This window comes from Acetobacter sp. ESL1128 (assembly GCF_058505085.1).
Map to the genome: position 1 here is coordinate 1,015,652 of NZ_CP196369.1, position 20,009 is coordinate 1,035,660.

General features: G+C 58.2%; 18 protein-coding genes and 2 tRNA genes. 17 read left to right on the plus strand and 3 right to left on the minus strand.

The window, feature by feature from the left end:
• Nucleotides 1-245: 245 nt before the first annotated feature.
• From ACSYTG_RS04720 to ACSYTG_RS04755, 8 genes are read left to right on the plus strand one after another with little or no spacing between them, the layout of a single operon-like run.
• A complete protein-coding gene (locus tag ACSYTG_RS04720; protein WP_086645445.1) occupies nt 246-710 on the plus strand; it encodes an SUF system Fe-S cluster assembly regulator in 465 nt (154 codons plus the stop codon).
• A 3-nt stretch (nt 711-713) separates the two neighbouring features.
• Complete coding sequence (gene sufB / locus ACSYTG_RS04725; protein ID WP_086645444.1) at nt 714-2,198, plus strand: Fe-S cluster assembly protein SufB; 1,485 nt, start codon at nt 714-716, stop codon at nt 2,196-2,198.
• 13 nt (nt 2,199-2,211) lie between these two features.
• Nucleotides 2,212-2,982, plus strand: a complete 771-nt coding sequence (sufC, locus tag ACSYTG_RS04730) for a Fe-S cluster assembly ATPase SufC (protein WP_086645443.1) — start codon at nt 2,212-2,214, stop codon at nt 2,980-2,982.
• A 17-nt stretch (nt 2,983-2,999) separates the two neighbouring features.
• Nucleotides 3,000-4,259: a Fe-S cluster assembly protein SufD gene (gene sufD / locus ACSYTG_RS04735; protein ID WP_489783108.1), complete on the plus strand. Its 1,260-nt coding sequence runs from the start codon at nt 3,000-3,002 to the stop codon at nt 4,257-4,259.
• Nucleotides 4,256-5,509, plus strand: coding sequence for an aminotransferase class V-fold PLP-dependent enzyme (locus ACSYTG_RS04740; protein ID WP_489782996.1), 1,254 nt, complete (start codon nt 4,256-4,258; stop codon nt 5,507-5,509). Before sufD ends, ACSYTG_RS04740 begins: the two co-directional genes overlap by 4 nt.
• Complete coding sequence (sufU, locus tag ACSYTG_RS04745) at nt 5,506-5,964, plus strand: Fe-S cluster assembly sulfur transfer protein SufU (RefSeq protein WP_489782995.1); 459 nt, start codon at nt 5,506-5,508, stop codon at nt 5,962-5,964. Before ACSYTG_RS04740 ends, sufU begins: the two co-directional genes overlap by 4 nt.
• Nucleotides 5,951-6,436, plus strand: a complete 486-nt coding sequence (locus ACSYTG_RS04750; protein ID WP_489782994.1) for an SUF system Fe-S cluster assembly protein — start codon at nt 5,951-5,953, stop codon at nt 6,434-6,436. The genes sufU and ACSYTG_RS04750 overlap by 14 nt, the downstream gene beginning before the upstream one ends.
• Before the next feature lie 18 nt (nt 6,437-6,454).
• Nucleotides 6,455-6,823, plus strand: a complete 369-nt coding sequence (locus tag ACSYTG_RS04755) for a HesB/IscA family protein (protein ID WP_086645439.1) — start codon at nt 6,455-6,457, stop codon at nt 6,821-6,823.
• Here ACSYTG_RS04755 and rlmD read toward each other — a convergent pair.
• From rlmD to ACSYTG_RS04770, 3 genes are all read right to left on the minus strand, one after another.
• Nucleotides 6,777-8,072 (minus strand): 23S rRNA (uracil(1939)-C(5))-methyltransferase RlmD, encoded by a 1,296-nt coding sequence (gene rlmD / locus ACSYTG_RS04760; protein ID WP_489782993.1) that lies wholly within the window; start codon nt 8,070-8,072, stop codon nt 6,777-6,779. The genes ACSYTG_RS04755 and rlmD overlap by 47 nt on opposite strands.
• 14 nt (nt 8,073-8,086) lie before the next feature.
• On the minus strand, nt 8,087-10,084 hold the full coding sequence (locus tag ACSYTG_RS04765) for a DEAD/DEAH box helicase (RefSeq protein WP_489782992.1): 1,998 nt from the start codon (nt 10,082-10,084) through the stop codon (nt 8,087-8,089).
• A 171-nt stretch (nt 10,085-10,255) separates the two neighbouring features.
• Complete coding sequence (locus ACSYTG_RS04770) at nt 10,256-10,711, minus strand: hypothetical protein (RefSeq protein WP_166112270.1); 456 nt, start codon at nt 10,709-10,711, stop codon at nt 10,256-10,258.
• A 164-nt stretch (nt 10,712-10,875) separates the two neighbouring features.
• On the opposite strand from ACSYTG_RS04770, the gene ACSYTG_RS04775 reads away from it, so the two are divergent.
• The 9 genes from ACSYTG_RS04775 (at nt 10,876) to ACSYTG_RS04815 (ending at nt 20,009) form a co-directional block, all read left to right on the plus strand.
• The gene (locus ACSYTG_RS04775) at nt 10,876-12,309 is read left to right on the plus strand and encodes an NAD(P)H-hydrate dehydratase (protein ID WP_489783107.1); all 1,434 of its coding nucleotides are present in this window, start codon (nt 10,876-10,878) and stop codon (nt 12,307-12,309) included.
• Nucleotides 12,310-12,399: 90 nt separating this feature from the next.
• Nucleotides 12,400-12,484: transfer RNA gene (locus tag ACSYTG_RS04780), tRNA-Leu, on the plus strand.
• Nucleotides 12,485-12,579: 95 nt separating this feature from the next.
• Entirely contained in the window at nt 12,580-13,914 is a 1,335-nt protein-coding gene (gene tig, locus ACSYTG_RS04785; RefSeq protein WP_086645434.1) for a trigger factor, read from the plus strand.
• A 170-nt stretch (nt 13,915-14,084) separates the two neighbouring features.
• Nucleotides 14,085-14,747, plus strand: a complete 663-nt coding sequence (locus ACSYTG_RS04790; RefSeq protein WP_179290119.1) for an ATP-dependent Clp protease proteolytic subunit — start codon at nt 14,085-14,087, stop codon at nt 14,745-14,747.
• A gap of 120 nt (nt 14,748-14,867) precedes the next feature.
• Nucleotides 14,868-16,133 carry an ATP-dependent Clp protease ATP-binding subunit ClpX gene (clpX, locus tag ACSYTG_RS04795; protein ID WP_086645432.1) on the plus strand — a complete coding sequence of 422 codons (1,266 nt, stop codon included), beginning with the start codon at nt 14,868-14,870 and terminating at the stop codon, nt 16,131-16,133.
• 204 nt (nt 16,134-16,337) lie between these two features.
• Nucleotides 16,338-18,839 carry an endopeptidase La gene (gene lon, locus ACSYTG_RS04800; protein ID WP_086645431.1) on the plus strand — a complete coding sequence of 834 codons (2,502 nt, stop codon included), beginning with the start codon at nt 16,338-16,340 and terminating at the stop codon, nt 18,837-18,839.
• A gap of 141 nt (nt 18,840-18,980) precedes the next feature.
• On the plus strand, nt 18,981-19,268 hold the full coding sequence (locus tag ACSYTG_RS04805) for an HU family DNA-binding protein (protein ID WP_086637932.1): 288 nt from the start codon (nt 18,981-18,983) through the stop codon (nt 19,266-19,268).
• A gap of 88 nt (nt 19,269-19,356) precedes the next feature.
• Nucleotides 19,357-19,431 (plus strand) — tRNA-Val (locus ACSYTG_RS04810).
• 212 nt (nt 19,432-19,643) lie between these two features.
• Nucleotides 19,644-20,009 (plus strand): NADH-quinone oxidoreductase subunit A, encoded by a 366-nt coding sequence (locus tag ACSYTG_RS04815; protein WP_059024086.1) that lies wholly within the window; start codon nt 19,644-19,646, stop codon nt 20,007-20,009.

Consider the following 20,009-nt stretch of genomic DNA (forward strand, 5'->3'; position numbering starts at 1 on the left):
TGGTGGTTCAGGGCGAGGCAAAAGTTAACCGCATGGCACTTGAGCGGATATGGAAAGGCTTGTGCCGCAGGGATAGGCGTAAGCTTGGATAAAGGCAGTTCTGCGGGGAACCGCAGATCACATATGCGTTGAAAGGCTGGAGTGGGCTGCCTGTAACAGGACGTTTTGGGTTGACGTTGGCAACGCTTGTCGCCATGTATCCGAAACAGGACCATTCAGGTCTTTAATTAGGTGAAAGCCGGATTATGCTGAAACTTTCCCGTCTGGCGGACTATGCGATCGTCATACTTGTTAAACTGGGGGAACAGGACGGTGTGGTGACATCCCCAGCCCTTGCCGCCATTACGGGTGTGCCTGAACCCACGGTTGCCAAGGTGCTCAAGGTTTTGTCAGCCCATGGTTTTGTGCTCTCCCAGCGTGGCGCAAAAGGTGGTTATCGTCTGGCCCGGTCCCTGGCGGATATGTCTGTTGCCAGTGTGATTGCCGCAGTTGATGGCCAGATCGCCCTGACCGCCTGTGTTGGCGGGCGTGAGTGCGATACCGGTCTGTCCTGCGGTTTGTGTGGTAGCTGGGACGTTATCAACACGGCAATACGCTCAACACTGGAGGGAATCTCGCTGGAAAGCATGCGCCCCAAGGAGGCATGCTCCACGGTTCTCTCCCAGATCAACAAGCTCAACGCGACCCACACAGTACGGGAAGGGGCCTGAACAATGCCAGCAGTGACACAAACGCGCGAAGCCGTAGAGAAGCTGGGCCAGTCCACGTACAAATGGGGCTTTGAAACCGACATAGAAATGGACATGGCTCCCAAAGGGCTGAATGAGGACATTATCCGTCTGATTTCCAGCCGTAAGGAAGAGCCGGAATGGATGCTGGAATGGCGTCTGGCCGCCTATAAAACATGGCAGGCCATGGAAGAGCCCAAATGGGCCAAAGTCGCTTTTCCTCCCATTGATTATCAGGATGCGCATTATTACGCGGCACCGCGTAAAAAGCCCGGCCCCAAGTCTTTGGACGAGGTGGACCCCGAGCTGCTGCGTACATACGAAAAGCTGGGTATTCCCCTGCACGAGCAGGCTCTGCTGGCCGGGGTGGAAGTACCCGAGGGCGAGCGCATGCCCGTGGCCGTGGATGCGGTGTTTGACAGTGTTTCCGTTGCCACCACCTTCCGCAAGACGCTGGAGGAAGCGGGGGTCATTTTCTGCCCGATCTCCGAGGCGGTCAAGGAACACCCCGATCTGGTGCGTAAGTATCTGGGCACGGTGGTGCCTGCGGGGGACAACTTCTTTTCCGCCCTCAATTCCGCCGTGTTTACGGATGGTTCGTTTGTGTACGTGCCCAAGGGGGTACGCTGCCCCATGGAGCTGTCCACCTACTTCCGGATCAATGCCAAAAACACCGGGCAGTTTGAGCGGACACTGATTGTGGTGGAGGAAGGGGCTTCCGTTTCCTACCTTGAGGGCTGCACGGCCCCCATGCGTGATGAAAACCAGCTCCACGCGGCAGTGGTGGAACTGGTGGCCATGGATGATGCTTCCATCAAATATTCCACGGTGCAGAACTGGTACCCCGGCGATGAAAACGGGCGTGGCGGGATTTATAACTTTGTGACCAAGCGCGGCGCATGCCGTGGGGCACGCTCCAAAATATCCTGGACGCAGGTGGAAACCGGCTCTGCCATTACGTGGAAGTATCCTTCCTGCATTCTGCAGGGGGAAGGCTCGGTTGGCGAGTTCTACTCCGTGGCGGTCACCAATAACCACCAGCAGGCCGACACCGGCACCAAGATGATCCACCTTGGCCGCAACACGCGCTCCACCATTATTGCCAAGACCATTAGTGCCGGCCGTTCGGACAGCACGTATCGTGGTCTGGTGCGGGTGCAGCCCAAGGCTTCTGGTGCGCGCAACTTTACCCAGTGCGATAGCCTGCTGATTGGTGACCAGTGCGGGGCGCATACCGTGCCGTATATTGAAAGCCGCAACATGAATGCGCGCATCGAGCACGAAGCAACAACATCCAAGATTTCAGAAGACCAACTGTTTTACTGCCGCCAGCGTGGCCTGTCCGAGGAAGACGCCGTCGGCCTGATCGTAAACGGTTTCTGCCGTGACGTTCTGAAGGAACTGCCCATGGAATTTGCCGTGGAAGCGCAAAAACTGTTGCAGATCAGCCTTGAAGGCAGCGTGGGTTAAGGGAGAGCAGAGTATGAGCCAGTTTTTGGAAATTTCCGGCCTGTGCGCGCAGATTGATGCGGATGGGCAGAAAAAGCAGATTTTGCGTGGTGTGGACCTGAGCATCCCGCCGGGTGAAGTGCATGTGATCATGGGGCCAAACGGCTCGGGCAAATCCACGCTCTCCTACGTTCTGGCCGGGCGGGAGGAGTACGAGGTAACAGCTGGCACCGCCACCTTCCACGGGCAGGACCTGCTGGCCATGGAACCGGAAGAGCGTGCTGCTGCGGGCTTGTTTCTGGCGTTCCAGTCCCCTATCGAGCTGCCCGGCGTTAACAATGCCAACTTCCTGCGCACCGCGGTTAATGCCGTGCGGCGCGCCCGCGGGCAGGACGAACTGGATGCCGTGGCGTTCCTGAAGATGGCGCGTGAGGCGGCCAAAGCCCTTTCCATGGCGCCGGACATGCTCAAGCGTAATGTGAATGTCGGCTTTTCAGGTGGTGAGAAAAAACGCAACGAAGTGTTGCAGATGACCCTGCTCCAGCCAACCTTTGCCATTCTGGATGAAACAGATAGCGGGCTGGACGTGGACGCCCTGCGCATTGTGGCAGAAGGGGTGAACCGCCTGCGCGCGCCCACCTTCTCGGCGCTGGTTATTACCCATCATCAGAAGCTGCTGGATTATCTGGTGCCAGACCGCATTCACGTTATGGCCCGTGGGCGGATCATCCTGTCTGGTGGGCCGGAACTGGCCCGCCAGATTGACCAGGAAGGCTACACCAAGTTTCTGGCGGAGGTGGCGTGAACGCACTCAGCAAAGATATGTCTGGCCCGTTAGCGCTCTTTGCAAACAGGCTGAACACCCTTGCCGGGGCAGAGCGGCAATCTGCCGCCGGCGCTCTGGCCAGAACAGGCTTGCCCGACCGTAAGGTAGAGGCATGGCACTACACAACCCTGCGCGCTTTGGGCAAGCAGGACTATGCTGCCCCCCCCATGCAGGTGGAGGCCAGCACGGTCCGCTCCCTGCTGGACGGGGTCTTGCAGGCCCACCCCGCCATGGCAGCCCTGCCACGGGTGGTGTTTGTCAATGGCCGGCATGCGTCCGCCTTCAGTGCGCTGCCTGATGACGTTGATCTGTCCTTTTTTGCGGATGATCCCCAGTTTGGCCAGCAGGCTGCCCCCGACCGGGACCCGCTGGTAGCCCTGAACACCGCATTGGCGGAGGATGGTCTGGTGCTGCGTGTACCCGCGGGGGTGGATGCGGGGCATGTCATGCTTATCTCCCTTGGCGTTGCAGGGGCGGACCCGCTTTCTTTCCACCCACGGCACACGGTTGTGGTGGAAAAGGAAGCCCATCTGCGGCTGATCTGCGTGCAGGCGGGGCAGGGTGCGTATTTCCATAACCCGGTTACGGATATTCAGGTTGAAGATGGCGCAACGCTGGAACACCTGACCTTGCAGACCGAAGGCGCGCAGGCTGTCAGCCTTGGCACCCTGTATGCCCATGTTGGCCAGCAGAGCGTGTATGACAGCTTTGTGCTGGGGCTTGGCGGCCAGCTTGTGCGGCACGAGGTACATGCCCGTCTGGCGGCAACCCGTGGTGTTGTGCATGTGAATGGCGCGCAGCGTCTGGCCGGGCAGCAGGTGGGGGATATTACCAGCGTTATTACCCACGCGGCATCGGACTGCACATCGCGCCAGACGGTGCGCAATGTGCTGGATGGCCATGCGCGTGGTGTTTTTCAGGGCAAGGTGCTGGTCGAGCGCATTGCCCAGAAGACCGATGGCTACCAGATGAATCAGGCTCTGCTGCTCTCCCCCGAAGCGGAAATAGACGCCAAGCCTGAACTCGAAATCTATGCCGATGATGTGCGGTGCAGCCACGGTGCGACTGTTGGTGCACTGGATGATGACCAGCTTTTTTATCTGCGCAGCCGTGGCATTCCCGAGCAGGAAGCCCGCCAGATGCTGATTGATGCTTTTCTGGACGAGGCCATCGCCCTTGTGGAAGACGCAACGGCACAGACCTTCTGCCGTGCGGTTATGGCAGCGCGGTTTGCCGGTAAGGGAGAAAGCGCATGAGCACGCATACCCCCACAACCCACGCGCACGCACAGCTGGACGTGCAGGCCATTCGCCAGCAGTTCCCCATTCTGGGGGAAAAAGTGCATGACCGACCGCTGGTTTTTCTCGATAGTGCTGCTTCGGCCCAAAAGCCCAATGCGGTGATCGACAGCATGGCCAGCACCATGCGGCACCAGTATGCCAACATCCACCGTGGCCTGCACTGGATGAGCGAACGCACGACCGAGGCGTATGAAGGCGTGCGTGATCTGGTGGCCGACTTCCTCAATGCGCCCTCGCGCGAGGAAATCGTGTTTACCCGCAACAGCACCGAAGCCATCAATCTGGTGGCTCATTCCTTTGGTGCGCTGCTTAAACCCGGTCAGGCGGTTCTGATCTCCCAGATGGAGCATCACGCCAACCTTGTGCCTTGGCAGATGCTCCGTGACCGGGCCGGTATTGACCTGCGCGTTGCCCCGATCACCGATGACGGTGATCTGGACATGGACGCGTACACGGCCCTGCTGGCAGATGGCAAGGTTGCTCTTGTGTCCATTACCCACATGTCCAATGTGCTGGGCACCATAACGCCAGCAAAGCAGATAGCGGACATAGCCCATGCCGCTGGTGCGCTGGTGTTGTTTGATGGCAGCCAGTCCGTTGTGCACCACAAAACGGATGTGCAGGAACTGGGGGCGGATTTTTACACCTTTACCGGCCACAAGCTGTACGGGCCTAGCGGCATTGGTGTTCTGTGGGCGCGGCGTGACCTGTTGGAGCAGATGCCGCCGTTCCTTGGTGGGGGGGATATGATCTCCACCGTCACGTTTGAGCGTTCCACATGGGCCAATATTCCCCACAAGTTTGAGGCGGGAACCCCGGCAATTGTGGAAACCATTGGTCTGGGCGCTGCCATAGACTGGGTGAGCAAGATCGGGTTTGACGCCATTGCCGCGCACGAGGCGGAACTGACCGCCCATGCCCTCACGCGGCTTGCGACTGTACCGGGCCTGAGCATTGTGGGGCGTCCGCGTGTGCGGGGTGGGGTGGTATCCTTCACCATGGCTGATGTGCACCCGCACGATATTGCCACCCTGCTGGACCGCAACGGCATTGCCATACGGGCCGGGCACCATTGCGCCGAACCGCTGATGCGCCGTCTGGGCCTGAGTGCCACAGCCCGCGCCAGCTTTGGGATTTACACCCAGAAGGAAGAAATAGACGTGCTGGCGGATACACTGGTGCGGATACGGGACTTTTTTGTGTGAACACCACCACCACAGAGCGTGATGCCCTGTATGACAGGCTGATTGTGGAGCGTGCGCGCGCTCCCCTTTACGCCGGTCGGCTGAGCGCGCCAGACGTGCAGGGTGATGGCCGTAACCCGCTATGCGGGGACAAAACACATCTGGATATTGCGCTTGACGGGCACCATATTCAGGACATCAGGCACAACACGCGTGGGTGCGCCATTTGTGCCGCCGCTGCGGACCTTATGGCCGAGCATGTGCGTGGGAACACCGTTGCTCAGGCACTTGCGGTGTCAGACCGTTTCAGGGCCATGCTGGTAGGCTCACCATCGCTCCCGGTGGTGGAGGCCCAGCCAGCCCCTTTGGACGCGCTGGAGGTTTTTGCTCCATTGCAGTCCCATAAAGCAAGAATACGCTGCGCAGAACTGCCTTGGATTGCGCTGAAGGAGGCTTTTTCTCATGTCGATGGTTGAAGAAGGCGTTCAGGCGCAAACACAAGCATCTGCTTCGCCGCAGGATACGCCGGTGGAAACTGTTCTGCACGCGGAGCATGATCAGGCCGCAGGCGCTACCGCAAAGGTGGAAGGCTGGACCCCTGATGGTGATGCCGCTCCCCAGGAGGGGGAGAGTAAAGTCACAGGCCCGGCATCCGAAGATGCCGTGATCGAAGCCATAGCCACGGTGCATGACCCGGAAATCCCGGTGAATATTTACGAGCTGGGGCTGATCTACGCCATTGACCTGTATGATGACGGGCGCGTGCGTATTGAAATGACATTGACTGCCCCCAACTGCCCCAGCGCACAGGAACTGCCCATTCAGGTTAAGGATGCGGTGGAAAAAGTGCCCGGCGTTAAATCAGCCGAAGTGGAAGTTGTGTGGGATCCGCCATGGGATATGTCGCGTATGAGTGATGAGGCCCGGCTGGCCCTGAATATGTTCTAACGGAAAGGATGGAGTGTTATGTCCCAAACAGCGACCATTTCATCAACCAAAAGGGAACTTCCCCCTCTTATGCGGCTGACGGATACAGCCGCCACACGCCTGCGGCACCTGTACGCCACGGCGCATGCGGGTGAGTTGCTGCGTATTTCCGTTTCTACCAAAGGCTGCTCAGGCAAAGCCTATGACATGGAGTTTGTGACGCAGAGCGGGGAAGGGGACGAAGTTGTTAAAGACCATGGCCTGACCCTGCTGGTGGACCGCAAGGCCACCCTCTTCCTGATCGGTACACAGATGGATTACCGTGAAACCGATCTGGAGGAAGGGTTTGTGTTTATCAACCCTAATGAGAAAGGGCGTTGCGGCTGCGGCGAGAGCTTTCACGTTTAAAGCGGCACACGGCTTCGGTTTCGGGCGACCACAGGAACTGGTCAATGACCGAAACCGTCTCCAGCCTGTAACCGGCCTGTGCAAGCTGGCTTGCATCGTTGCTTAACGCGGCCGGGTTGCAGCTCACGTAAATCACGTAGTCTGGCTTGCCCAGAGCAATCTGGCGCATTTGCAGCTTTGCCCCCGCATGGGGCGGGTCCAGCACAACCACATCTGCCTTGCCTAAATCCTTGCCCATAATAGGTTGGCGGTTCAGGTCACGGCAGACGGGGGTAACGCGGGATTTGCCAACACTTTTAAGGGCTGCCAGAGCGGGTTCATACCCTTCGTAAGCCTGGACCTGGCACCGGTCCCCCAAAGGCAGGCTAAGCGTGCCGCACCCGGCATAGAGCTCAATCAGGCAGGCGCGCTTGCCAAGGCGTGCGGGTAAGGCGTCCAGCACAGCCTGCTGGATGGCTGTTTCGCTCTGGGCAGTTGCCTGCAAAAAAGCGCCGGGAGGGGGTGTAAGCTGGTGCCCGGCAATGGTCTGGTAAACAGGCGCACGCTGTACCGCAGTTTCATACGGGGTTGCAGTTTTCAGGCGCTGCCAGCTTATGCGTGGAATACCCAGTTCTTCCGCCAGCGCCGTCAGGCGTTGCCGGTCCGTGGCAATGAGCGGAGAATCGGTGCTGAGCAGAATATCCAGCCCCGAATCCAGCAGATTGATGTGCAGGTCAGCCGTTTTGTGCACAGCATTCAGGGTGCGCAGGGTGGTGCGTAATGCTGGCAGGCTGGACACAATGGCCGGGTGCAGCACTGCGCAACTGGTCATGTCTGTTACGTCCTGGCTGCCTTTGGCGTGCAGGCCAATGACAATACCCTGTTCCGTTCGGCGCACTGCCAGATCAGCCCTGCGGCGGCTGTTAGGCGGCACCTGAAAGCTGGTTATGTCCTGCGGGATGTCAAATCCGGCTTTTTCCAGTGCATGGCTTACCAGCCCGGTCTTCCATGCCAGAAGGGAGGGCTGGTCCATATACTGCAAAGTGCAGCCGCCACAGCGCTCAAACAGCGGGCAAGGCGGGGTCGTTCTATGGGGGGAGGGTGTGACAATCTCAACCAGCTGGCCGCGCCCATTAGGCTGGATGCGGATGCGAACCTGCTCACCGGGGAGCGTCCCTGCAACAAAGACGGTATGTCCGTCAGGGAGCCGTGCGGCACCATCTCCCTGAGTTGCAAGATGGGAGATGGTGACTTCCTGTATGTCGGACACTAATTTTCCTTGGGTCAGGATGCCACGTCAGAGACGTGGGCGGTATCCTGCACTGTTTCTGCTTCAAGCACACCCGGTGTGGCCGGGCGTGAAGAATTGCGGCGTGGGAGCAGCATGAAGGCGGGCGTCTGGTCACCAAAGCCTGCAAATTCGCCTGCGGGTGCGGGCGGAATTTCATCACGCTGGTTGCGCCCACCTTTATGGGGCTGGGGCTTATTGGCAACAGGCTGAGCGGCCTGCTGCTGGGCAGGGCGCTGCTGTTCACGCTCACGGTTGGGTTCACGGTCGCGCTCGCGGGTTGCTTCACGCGTGCGGTTGGGTTCACGCTCCCGCTGTGGGGCCGGTTTGTCCTTGCGGTTTTGTCCGCCACGGGACTGGCTGCCGCCGCGTGGGCGTTTTTCTTCCGACCATTCCAGTTGCTGCACGCCTTCTATGGAAAGGCGGGGAATGGGCTTGCCGGTCAGTTGTTCAATGGCTTCGGCCAGTGTCTTGTCATACGGCGTGGCAATGCTGAAGGCATGCCCTTCGCGCCCGGCACGGCCAGTGCGGCCAATGCGGTGGACGTAGTCTTCCGCATGGAACGGCAGATCAAAGTTGAACACATGGGACAGGCCGCCAATATCAATGCCACGGGCGGCTACGTCCGAGCAGACCAGTACCTTGAGTTCGTTGTTCTTGAATTTTTCCAAAGTGGAAAAACGCACGGACTGGGGCAGGTCCCCGTGCAGGGCACCCACTGAAAAGCCGTGCTTCGTCAAGGATTTGGTGAGAACATCCACATCGCGCTTGCGATTGCAGAACACAATGGCGTTCTGGAGTTCCGGGTCCTTGAGCAGCAGACGCAGTGTTTCGCGCTTGCTGAATTCATCAACAATCACCAGCCCGGTTGTAATGGTTGTTGCCACGGAAGACTGGCGTGCAACCGTGATTTCCTTGGGGGAATGCAGGAACGCATCCGCCAGTTTGCGGATGGGCGGTGCCATTGTTGCCGAGAAGAACAGCGTCTGGCGGGAAGGGGGCAGCAGGCTGACAATTTTTTCAATGTCAGGAATGAACCCCATATCCAGCATCCGGTCTGCTTCATCAATGACCAGAATTTTGGTGTGGTTCAGCAGCAGGCCGCCGCGTTCAAACAGGTCGAGCAGACGGCCGGGGGTTGCTATCAGCACGTCCACGCCGCGGTTGAGCACTTCCTTCTGGTCAGCCATGCTCTCACCACCAATCAGCAGGGCATGGTTGAGCTTGAGGTGCTTGCCGTATTCCACAAAGTTTTCCGCGACCTGCAAGGCCAGCTCACGCGTGGGCTCCAGAATGAGCGAACGCGGCATGCGGGCACGAGCACGGGAGTCGCTCAGAATTTCCAGCATGGGCAGCGTAAAGGATGCCGTTTTGCCGGTACCGGTCTGGGCAACGCCCAGCACGTCGCGCGCCATGAGCACGGCGGGAATGGCCTGTGCCTGAATGGGGGTGGGGTGCTTGTACCCCATCTCGTCAATGGCCTGCAGAATGGGCTTGGAAAGCTCAAGGTCGGCAAAGGTTAGCGTTGGTTCTTCCGCAACGGGTTCCGCAGTTGCTGGTGTGGCAGGCTCAACCGGGGCGGGAGCAGCTTCTGGCGCAGGGGCAACCGGCACCTGCAGTTCCACGGCAACGGGGGCTTCCGCCTTTGTTGCAGGGGCGGATTTGGTGGCCGTGGCCGCCTTTGTGCGCCGTCTGGCCGGAGCGCGTGGTTTTTTGGGAGCCTCTTCGGTTACGGCGTCTGTGGTTGCGCCTTCATCTGCGGCTGCGTCTGCTACAGGCTCGGCAGCCGATTCGGCTTTGGCTGTACGGCGGCGGGGTGCGCGCTTTTTGGGAGCGGGTTTTTCCTCAGCGGGAGCATCTGCATCGGCTGCGGGAGATGTGTTTTTCACCTCGGTATCCTGCACATCCAATGCGGTTGAACTGGCGGAAACCGCCGCCTTTTTCCGGCTGCGAGTTGTCGTCTTGCGGGGGCGGGCGGTTGTTTTGGCTGTCAATATGCTCTCGGAACTTAGGTCTGTCGTTGCTCAGCTTGCTGGTGGCTTTGTGCATGTCCGGCAAAGACCGTTTGCCAGTTATTCCATGGTATTACAAAGCCACTCAGGCGCTAGTTCCGATAAAGGTCTTTGGGCTTAAAATCAAGTTTTTGGCTGGGATACTTGCTATCTTCACACAAAAGGATGGCCAAGGCAGGCTGCCAGCACGGTAATGATTCCCAGAGCCACAATAACCAGCACCTGCTTGCGTACCGAGTCGAAACCCGATGCCTGCGGGCGGATGGCCCGGCGCAGCTTCTGGTAGGTGCCCATGTACATCCGTACAAACAGTGCCGCCATGATCAGGCCCAGCAGTTGCATGACGTTGGTTGTCCACGGTGCGTTGGCAAACCCGCCTTCGTGCAGCACCAGCAGCCAGCCGGTGATCAGCGTTGTGGGAATGGCGTGTGTCAGCCCCTTAAAAAAACGGGCCATGGTCTGCAGGTGCACGGAGTTGCGCTGTGTCTGGTCCAGAAGGCTCAGGCTGGGGCGCAGCACAACAGCCGCATAAGCGCCACCACCAATCCACATGATGATGCTGATGAGGTGGAGAGCGAGAACAAGGCTCCAGAGGATGGAATGTGGCATGGTGTCTCCGTGTTGGCACGGTTGGGGGTAGGGATGGGCGCGAAGGCTGTTATGCGCAGCATCATGCCCGGTGCGTATCTGCCTGCCTGATTGCCAAGGGGACGGGGCGGGTGCAAGGGGCTATTATGCCTGACAGTAGTCACACACCCTGTGCGGAGCCAAGCATGCAACCTGCTTATCCTTCTTCCCTCAGCCTTTATACCCCTTTGCAAATGGGGGAGGTGGACCGGCAGAGTGCAGCCCATGTGCCTGTTGCCACGCTTATGGATAACGCAGGCCGGGCCGTTGCGCGCGCCATCCGCCGGTACGAGCGGCCTGCGCGCGTGCTCGTGTTGTGCGGGCCGGGGAATAATGGGGGTGATGGGTACGTAGCAGCCCGGTATCTGGCAGGTATGGGCTGGCCGGTTGCCGTGGCGGAACTGGCTCCCCCTCGGGCGGATACGGATGCAGGGCGCGCCAGTGCCGCCTATGAAGGGCCGCGTGTTCCTTTTGCTCCGGCAGAGGCCGCGCGGGCTGAACTGGTGGTGGATGCCGTATTTGGTGCAGGGCTAAGCCGTGATGTGGGTGGCCTAGTGGCCGAAACACTGGCCGCAGCCCGCCGGATTGTGGCGGTGGACACGCCCTCGGGGGTGGATGGAGCCACAGGGCAGGTGCGCGGTTATGCTCCGCAGGCTGCCATGACTGTTACGTTCTGCCGGTTCAAACCCGGCCATCTGCTTTACCCGGCGCGGGGGCTGCTTGGGCGCCTGGTTCTGGCGGATATTGGTGTGCCCGACTCTGTGCTGGCGGCCGTGCCAGCCAACACGTGGCACAACAGCCCCGGATTGTGGGCGCTGCCCGTGCTGGGTGGGGAGAGCAACAAATACACGCGAGGGGTGGTGAGCATTTGTGCCGGACAGTCCATGCCCGGTGCCGCGCGGCTATGTGCCTCTGGTGCGCGCTCCGTGGGGGCGGGGCTTGTGCGCGTGGCGGCTGGGGCTGGGGCTCCGGCATACCGTCTGGGGCAGCCGGGGCTGATCGTGGATGATGCCCCGCTGGCACAATTGCTGGAGGACAAGCGCAGGCATGTATGGGTCTGCGGTCCGGGGTTGGCAGAGGCGGAGGTGGAGGCAGCCCTGCCCATGCTGCTGGACTCGGGGCGGAGTGTACTGGCCGATGCTGGCGCACTAAGTGCCTGCGCCGGGCAGCCGGAAAAACTGCGCGGTGTTTCCGTGATTACTCCCCATACGGGCGAATTTGCGCGGGTGTTCGGCCCTGTGGGGGATAACCCGCCCGAGCAGGTGCGGGAGGCCGCCCGACAGATTAATGCTGTGGTCGTGCTCAAGGGGGCTTCCACCATGATCGTGGCCCCCGATGGACGGCTGGCAATTAACACGCATGCCACCGCAGCATTGGGTACGGCAGGGTCCGGGGATACGCTCTCGGGCGTGATTGCGGCCTTGCTGGCGGCTGGTATGCCTGCGTGGCAGGCAGCATGTGCGGGTGTCTGGCTCCATGGGGAGGCCGGTTTGCAGGCCGGTCCGTGGCCTGTGGCGGAGGATCTGGACCGCTATCTGGGGCTTGCCCGGCAGAAGGCAGAGCAGGCGCAGGGGCACTAGCATGTGCAAAATCCGTTTCGGTGTCTTGCCGTGCCCGGCACTTTGAGCTAAGTCCACGCATCTTGCCGACGGTGAGTATATTGAGTGTGCGCGGGCGTGGTGGAATTGGTAGACACGCCAGATTTAGGTTCTGGTGACGCAAGTTGTGGGGGTTCAAGTCCCTCCGCCCGTACCAATAAATTTTCATGCTCCCGTCCGCAGTCCGCCGCCGCCTTTTGGCGTTAGTGCAGCGGGTGACTGATTTTTTGTACCGAGAGGAAGGCCTGGCCGATGCAGGTTACCGAGACCCTTTCTGAAGGGCTGAAGCGTGGTTTCACAGTTACAGTTCCGGCCGCGGAACTTGAGGCTAAGCGTGATGCGCGCCTTAAGGAAGTTGCTGGCAATCTGAACCTGCCGGGCTTCCGTCCGGGCAAGGTGCCTGTCTCTCTGGCACGCCAGCGTTATGGCGATGCCATCTGGGGCGAAGTGCTTGAACAGGCCGTGAGCGATGCCATTCGCACCGTGTTTGAAGAGCGTGGCCTGCGCCCCGCTGGCCAGCCCAAGGTTGATCTGGTTTCCGGCCAGGAAGACAAGGGCGCGGATCTGGAATTCAAGGTCGAAAGCGAAATCCTGCCAGAAATTGCTGTGCCGGACCTTTCCGACCTCGCGCTGACCCGCCTGAAAACCCCGGTTTCTGACGAAGCGATCAACAAGGTGCTCGAAGATATTGCCAAGCGTGGCCGTACCTTTGAAGTGATCGAGGAAGTGCGTCCCGCAGGCAAGGGCGATGTTGTCGCCATTGACTTTGTTGGTAAGCAGGACGGTGTTGCCTTTGATGGCGGTACCGCTCAGGACGTGAATGTTGAGATCGGTGGCGAAGGCTTTATTCCGGGCTTTGCTGAACAGATCGAAGGCATGAAGCCGGGTGAAGAAAAAGTCATTACCGTGACTTTCCCCGCTGATTACGGCGCAGAAGAGCTGGCTGGCAAGGAAGCAACCTTTGACATCAAGGTGAACCAGCTCAAAAAAGCTGTGGACGCCCCGGTGGACGAAGAGCTGGCCAAGAACATGGGCTTTGAAAGCCTTGAACAGCTCAAGGATCTGGTGCGCAAGCAGATCGAAGGCGAATACGACCAGATGTCCCGCCTGCGTATCAAGCGTGACCTGCTCGACATCCTTTCCAGCAAGGCAGATTTTGCTGCTCCTGAAGGTATGGTGGAAGCCGAGTTCCAGCAGATCTGGAATCGGGTGGAAGCCGACCGCAAGGCTGGTCAGCTTGATGACGAAGATAAAGACAAGGACGAAGACACCCTTCGCGCTGACTACCGCAAAATTGCGGAACGTCGCGTGCGGCTGGGTCTGCTCCTTGCTGAAATCGGCCGCAAGAACGGTATTTCCGTCAGTGCGGAAGAACTTGGGCGGGCTGTGCGGGCAGAAGCCATGCGCTACTCCGGTCAGGAAAAAGAGGTCTTTGAATTCTTCCAGAAGAATCCGCAGGCCGCTGAATCCCTGCGCGGACCGATTTTTGAAAACAAGGTTGTCGATTACCTGATTGAGCTCGCCAAGGTCACGGACAAGGACGTGAGTCTGGAAGAACTATCAGATATTCCCCCAGCTAATATCTGATAAAACGGCTCTGTCCCGCCAGTGTGAACTGGCGGGACATTCTTTTTGGGGCTGTTTTTCGTTTCTGGGGTGGCATATTGCCACTTTATCTCTATCTTGAATCAGTGTGCCTGACCCTGGTTCTGTCCATGGCAGAGGCAGGGAGGGGCGTTTAAGTTTTTTGTACGGGAATGAGTGGTATGAGGGATCGTGATCCCGTTGAGATCTTCAGCAATGCACTGGTGCCGATGGTGGTCGAACAGACCTCTCGCGGTGAACGGGCTTTTGATATCTATTCCCGCCTTTTGCAGGAACGGATCATCTTCCTGACCGGGCCTGTCTATGATCAGGTTGCTTCGCTTATTTCCGCGCAGCTTCTGTATCTGGAAAGTGTGAACCCGACCAAGGAAATCTCCTTTTACATCAACAGCCCCGGTGGTGTTGTGTCGGCCGGTCTGGCTATTTACGACACCATGCAATACATCCGCAGCCCCGTAAGCACGGTGTGCATCGGTCAGGCGGCCTCCATGGGCTCCCTGCTGCTGGCTGGCGGTGAAAAAGGGCGCAGGTTTGCGCTGCCTAACGCGCGCGTCATGGTGCATCAGCCCTCTGGCGGTGCACAGGGGCAGGCGAGCGATATTGAAATTCAGGCCAAGGAAATCCTGATTATCCGGCAGCGCCTGAACGAAATCTACCGTGAACATACTGGCCGCACGCTGGAAGAAATCGAGCAGAAGCTTGAGCGTGATAGCTACATGTCCGCAGCCGAAGCCCAGTCTTTTGGTATTGTGGATGAAGTGATCAGCCACCACAAAGCGGCCGAAGCAGGTAAAAAGGATAAAGGTCATCCTTAATCTGGCATACTTTAAGCCTCCTGTTACAATAAGGGGGTCGTCTGTTCCTGGGCATGCAGAAAAGGCCCAGGGCTTGGCTCCGGGTTTCGTGGAGTCCGGAGTGATCGGGGGAGTGGGCTGATGAGTACAAAGTCCGGAGAGTCCAAGAACACGCTGTATTGCTCGTTCTGTGGCAAATCACAGCATGAAGTGCGCAAGCTTATTGCTGGCCCCACCGTGTTTATCTGCGATGAATGCGTTGAACTCTGCATGGATATCATCCGTGAAGAGAACAAAACCTTGCAGGTCAAGTCGCGCGAGGGTGTTCCTACCCCCAAGGAAATCTGCAAGGTTCTGGATGACTACGTTATTGGTCAGATGCAGGCCAAAAAGGTGCTTTCCGTAGCGGTGCATAACCACTACAAGCGCCTGTCGCAGGTGACCAAGGCAGGCGATGTGGAAATTGCCAAGTCCAATATCCTGCTCATCGGGCCTACGGGTTCGGGTAAAACACTGCTGGCCCAGACTCTGGCGCGTATTCTGGACGTGCCCTTTACAATGGCTGATGCCACAACCCTGACAGAAGCCGGGTATGTGGGGGAAGATGTCGAGAACATCATCCTCAAGCTGTTGCAGGCATCCGATTACAATGTGGAACGCGCCCAGCGCGGGATTGTCTATATTGACGAAATCGACAAGATTTCCAAAAAATCGGACAACCCCTCCATCACGCGTGACGTGAGTGGGGAAGGCGTGCAGCAGGCTCTGCTCAAGCTGATGGAAGGCACTGTTGCCTCTGTTCCCCCGCAGGGTGGTCGCAAGCATCCGCAGCAGGAATTCCTGCAGGTGGATACGACCAACATGCTCTTTATCTGCGGTGGGGCTTTTGCCGGGCTGGACAAGATTATCTCTGCACGTGGCAAGGGCACGGGCATTGGCTTTGGGGCTGATGTACGTTCGCTCGATGACCGCCGGATGGGGGAAATCCTGCACGATGTTGAGCCTGAAGATCTGATGAAGTTTGGCCTTATCCCCGAATTCATCGGGCGTCTGCCTGTTCTGGCAACGCTGGGTGATCTGGACGAGGCCGCACTGATCAAGATTCTGACCGAGCCTAAAAACGCTTTGGTCAAACAGTACCAGCGGCTCTTCCAGATGGAAGATGTCCAGTTGTCCTTTACGGATGATGCGCTCAAGGCCATTGCGGACCGGGCCATTGTTCGCAAGACCGGGGCCCGTGGGTTGCGTTCCATTCTGGAGAGCATCCTCATGGCGACCATGTTTGACCTGCCGGGGCTTGATACGGTCGAGGAGGTGGTTGTCAACCGCGAGGTGGCGGATGGCAAGGCCAGCCCGGTCTATGTTTACGGCAAGAAGAAAGACGTGCCAGCAGAGCAATCCGCCTGAGGCAGGTTAGAGTTTTAGCGTAAGCAGCACGAGCGGGTCACCTGTTCGTGCTGTTCTTGCCTCTGCCCTATTGTTCCGGGTTGTGGGCATAACAACATAAGAGAAACACGGGGGTGTTCCCTTTCGGGGGTACCTTCTTCAGTGCAGGGGTATGCCGCTTGGCGGGTGCCCGGCACCGATCGTCCTTATCGGGAGGTCATGACGATGGCTGATAACGAAAAACCGGCACCACGGCGTAGGCGCAAGAGCGATCAGGCAGTTTCGGCCGTGCCCGAACAGTCTGTTCCTGCGGTTGATGCAACTGTCGTGGAAGCCCATACCAAGAATACCCACGTGGCTGTTCTGCCGCTGCGCGATATTGTGGTTTTCCCCCACATGATTGTTCCGCTGTTTGTCGGGCGGGAAAAATCTGTACGGGCTCTGGACTCGGTTACAAAAGACGACCGGCACATTCTGCTGGTAGCCCAGAAAGACGCAGCACAGGACGACCCCACGCCTGACGATATTTATCGGGTTGGCACGCTGTCCACCATTCTGCAGTTGCTCAAGCTGCCCGATGGTACGGTCAAAGTGCTGGTTGAAGGGGTTCGCCGTGTGCGCGTTAAGGCGCTGCATGAGGTGAATGGCCACTTCGAAGCCGATATTGAGGAAATGCCAGCCGAGGCGGCTATTGGGCCGGAAGCCGAGGCTCTGGGCCGCTCCATCGTGTCGCAGTTTGAGCAGTATATGAAGCTCAACAAGAAAATTGCGTCCGAGGTTCTGGTCTCGCTTAACCAGATCAATGATCTGTCCAAGCTTGCAGATACGGTGACGAGTCACCTCTCGCTCAAGATTTCCGAAAAGCAGGAAATTCTGGAGGCCCCCACCGTACAGGGGCAGCTGGAAAAGGTTTTCGGTCACATTGAAGCAGAAATAGATGTGCTTCAGGTGGAAAAGAAAATCCGCAACCGTGTCAAACGCCAGATGGAAAAGACACAGCGCGAGTACTATCTGAACGAGCAGCTCAAGGCCATTCAGAAAGAACTTGGCGAAGGCGAGGACGGTAAGGACGAAACGGCTGAAATTGAAGAGCGGATCGCCAAGACCAAGCTCTCCAAGGAAGCGCGCGAAAAAGCTCTGAGCGAGCTGAAGAAGCTGCGCGGCATGAGCATGATGTCCGCCGAGTCCGGGGTTGTGCGGAACTACCTCGACTGGATTTTGAGCATTCCGTGGAAAAAGCGGACCAAAGTGCGCCATGATCTGGTTGAAGCAGAGGAAGTTCTGGACGCCGATCATTACGGGCTGGAAAAAGTCAAGGAACGCATTCTGGAGTATCTGGCGGTTCAGAGCCGCTCGCAAAAGCTTAAGGGGCCGATTCTGTGCCTTGTCGGGCCTCCGGGTGTGGGCAAGACCTCCCTCGCGCGTTCTATCGCCAAGGCAACGGGGCGGCATTATGTGCGCATGTCCCTGGGGGGTGTGCGGGATGAAGCCGAAATCCGTGGGCACCGCCGCACCTATATCGGTTCCATGCCCGGCAAGATCATTCAGGGCATGAAAAAGGCGAAAGTATCCAACCCGCTCTTCCTGCTTGATGAAATTGACAAGCTGGGATCCGACTGGCGGGGTGACCCGGCATCGGCTCTACTGGAAGTGCTGGACCCTGAACAGAACGGCACGTTCGCTGACCATTATCTGGAGGTCGATTACGACCTGTCCGATGTCATGTTCGTGACAACGGCCAACAGTCTGGATATGCCCCAGCCGCTGCTGGACCGCATGGAGGTCATTCGCCTCTCCGGTTACACGGAGGATGAAAAGGTCGAGATCGCCAAGCGCCACCTCATTAACAAACAGATCGAGGCGCATAACCTCAAGCCGGGTGAATGGTCGATCAATGAGGACGCGCTGCGTGACGTTATCCGGTATTACACGCGTGAGGCCGGTGTGCGTAACCTTGAGCGCGAACTGGCCAAGCTTGCCCGTAAGGCGGTGAAGGAGATTGTGACCGGTAAGGCCAAAAAGGTCGCGGTTACGGCGCGTAATCTGGAAAAATACGCAGGTGTGCAGCGCTTCCGCTACGGTGAGACCGAGGCGGAGGACATGGTCGGTGTTGTAACCGGTCTGGCCTGGACCGAAGTGGGCGGGGAAATCCTGACCATTGAGAGCGTTATGGTGCCGGGCAAAGGTGGCATTGTTGAAACCGGCAAGCTGGGCGACGTCATGAAGGAGAGCATCTCTGCTGCGTTCTCTTTTGTGCGGAGTCGGGCGGCCAGTTTTGGAATCGTGCCAACGATCTTCGACAAGCGCAGCTTCCATGTGCATGTGCCCGAGGGTGCGACTCCTAAAGACGGTCCTTCCGCTGGGGTTGCCATGGTGACATCTCTGGTAAGTGTTCTGACCGGTATTCCCGTCCGTCGTGACGTTGCCATGACGGGTGAAATAACGCTCAGGGGGCGTGTTCTGGCGATTGGGGGGCTGAAGGAAAAGCTTCTGGCTGCTGTTCGTTCAGGTATTCGCACGGTGTTTATTCCGCAGGAAAACGAGAAGGATCTGGCGGAAATTCCTGACAGCGTGAAGAAGAATCTGGAAATTGTACCCGTTTCGCATGTGGACGAAGTTTTGGCCCGTGCACTGGTCAGCCAGCCTCAGCCGATTCACTGGGAAGAGGTGCCCGAAACAGTGCCCGCCAACGGTGCACAGGCAGTTGCTTCGGTGCTGCCGCATTAACCAAAATGCATGAGAAGCCCGAAGTTTGCGTTTGCTTGGTTGACGTAGGAAAAAACGGCTTCATAGTGCGTTCAGGCAGCGGAGAGGCGGACGAAACCCGCCCGCCGCTCCTATGAATTGAAAGAAAGTGAAAGGCGTAAGATGGAGAAGCCGCTTAACAAGCAGGAGCTCGTCTCAGCAGTAGCAGAGGCCGTTGACCTGCCGAAGGCTAAGGCCGGAGAAGTGGTCGACGCCGTATTCGGTGCGATTGAAAAAGCTCTGTCCACAAAGCAGGAAGTACGTCTGGTGGGCTTTGGCACGTTTGTGACCGCAACCCGCAAGGCTGCCAAAGGCCGTAACCCCCGTACCGGCGAGGAAATTGATATTCCGGCTTCTACCTCTGTCCGCTTCAAGCCGGGCAAGGCACTGAAGGACGCCGTTAGCAAATAATCCTCCTTCGGATTTTATTTCAGACCGGCCGGCAATTTCTTTGAAAAAAGGGGTTGCCGGCCGTTTTGTTTTATGACACATAGGGCGCGGGCGATTAGCTTAGCGGTAGAGCATCTCGTTTACACCGAGAGGGTCGGCGGTTCGATCCCGTCATCGCCCACCATTCCCAACATTGTGTGTTGTGGAGCAGAATAATTTATTCTGCTAATGGCTTCCTCCTCCGGGCAGGGAGCCTTTTTTTTCGCCAATCCATTTTATTCACAACAAAGTGGCCGCGACCATACGCGTTCGTGCATGGCCGTCTGCATTTTGCGGGTCTAGGGTGACTGCATCAAACGGCTTATTACAAGCCTTTCATGCGTGCGGGAATTTTCCATGCAGTCTGTTCTAGGCGATTATGCCCCGGTTCTGATTTTTGGTTGCGTATCGGTTGTTATCGCGGCCGCAATGCTCGGTATGGCTCTGTTGAGCGGGCACCAAAAACCATATCCTGAGAAGCTCACGGCGTATGAGTGCGGGTTTGGCCCTTTTGATGATGCCCGGCGCCGCTTTGACGTGCGGTTTTACCTGGTGGCCATTCTGTTCATTATTTTCGATCTGGAGGTCGCGTTTCTGTTCCCCTGGGCTATCAGCCTGGGGCGGATCGGGCTGTTCGGCTTTTTGTCCATGCTTGGCTTTTTGGCCGTGCTGGGGATCGGCTTTTTGTATGAATGGCGCAAAGGCGCGCTGGACTGGGATTGA

Excerpts from the sequence above, each read along its gene's own strand:
- ACSYTG_RS04815 (WP_059024086.1), top strand. The coding sequence starts at position 19,644 with ATGCAGTCTGTTCTAGGCGATTATGCCCCGGTTCTGATTTTTGGTTGC.
- ACSYTG_RS04720 (WP_086645445.1), top strand. The coding sequence starts at position 246 with ATGCTGAAACTTTCCCGTCTGGCGGACTATGCGATCGTCATACTTGTT.
- ACSYTG_RS04740 (WP_489782996.1), top strand. The coding sequence starts at position 4,256 with ATGAGCACGCATACCCCCACAACCCACGCGCACGCACAGCTGGACGTG.
- ACSYTG_RS04790 (WP_179290119.1), top strand. The coding sequence starts at position 14,085 with ATGAGTGGTATGAGGGATCGTGATCCCGTTGAGATCTTCAGCAATGCA.
- ACSYTG_RS04755 (WP_086645439.1), top strand. The coding sequence starts at position 6,455 with ATGTCCCAAACAGCGACCATTTCATCAACCAAAAGGGAACTTCCCCCT.
- clpX (WP_086645432.1), top strand. The coding sequence starts at position 14,868 with ATGAGTACAAAGTCCGGAGAGTCCAAGAACACGCTGTATTGCTCGTTC.
- ACSYTG_RS04775 (WP_489783107.1), top strand. The coding sequence starts at position 10,876 with ATGCAACCTGCTTATCCTTCTTCCCTCAGCCTTTATACCCCTTTGCAA.
- lon (WP_086645431.1), top strand. The coding sequence starts at position 16,338 with ATGGCTGATAACGAAAAACCGGCACCACGGCGTAGGCGCAAGAGCGAT.
- sufD (WP_489783108.1), top strand. The coding sequence starts at position 3,000 with ATGTCTGGCCCGTTAGCGCTCTTTGCAAACAGGCTGAACACCCTTGCC.
- ACSYTG_RS04750 (WP_489782994.1), top strand. The coding sequence starts at position 5,951 with ATGTCGATGGTTGAAGAAGGCGTTCAGGCGCAAACACAAGCATCTGCT.
- ACSYTG_RS04805 (WP_086637932.1), top strand. The coding sequence starts at position 18,981 with ATGGAGAAGCCGCTTAACAAGCAGGAGCTCGTCTCAGCAGTAGCAGAG.
- sufC (WP_086645443.1), top strand. The coding sequence starts at position 2,212 with ATGAGCCAGTTTTTGGAAATTTCCGGCCTGTGCGCGCAGATTGATGCG.
- ACSYTG_RS04770 (WP_166112270.1), bottom strand. The coding sequence starts at position 10,711 with ATGCCACATTCCATCCTCTGGAGCCTTGTTCTCGCTCTCCACCTCATC.
- sufB (WP_086645444.1), top strand. The coding sequence starts at position 714 with ATGCCAGCAGTGACACAAACGCGCGAAGCCGTAGAGAAGCTGGGCCAG.
- tig (WP_086645434.1), top strand. The coding sequence starts at position 12,580 with ATGCAGGTTACCGAGACCCTTTCTGAAGGGCTGAAGCGTGGTTTCACA.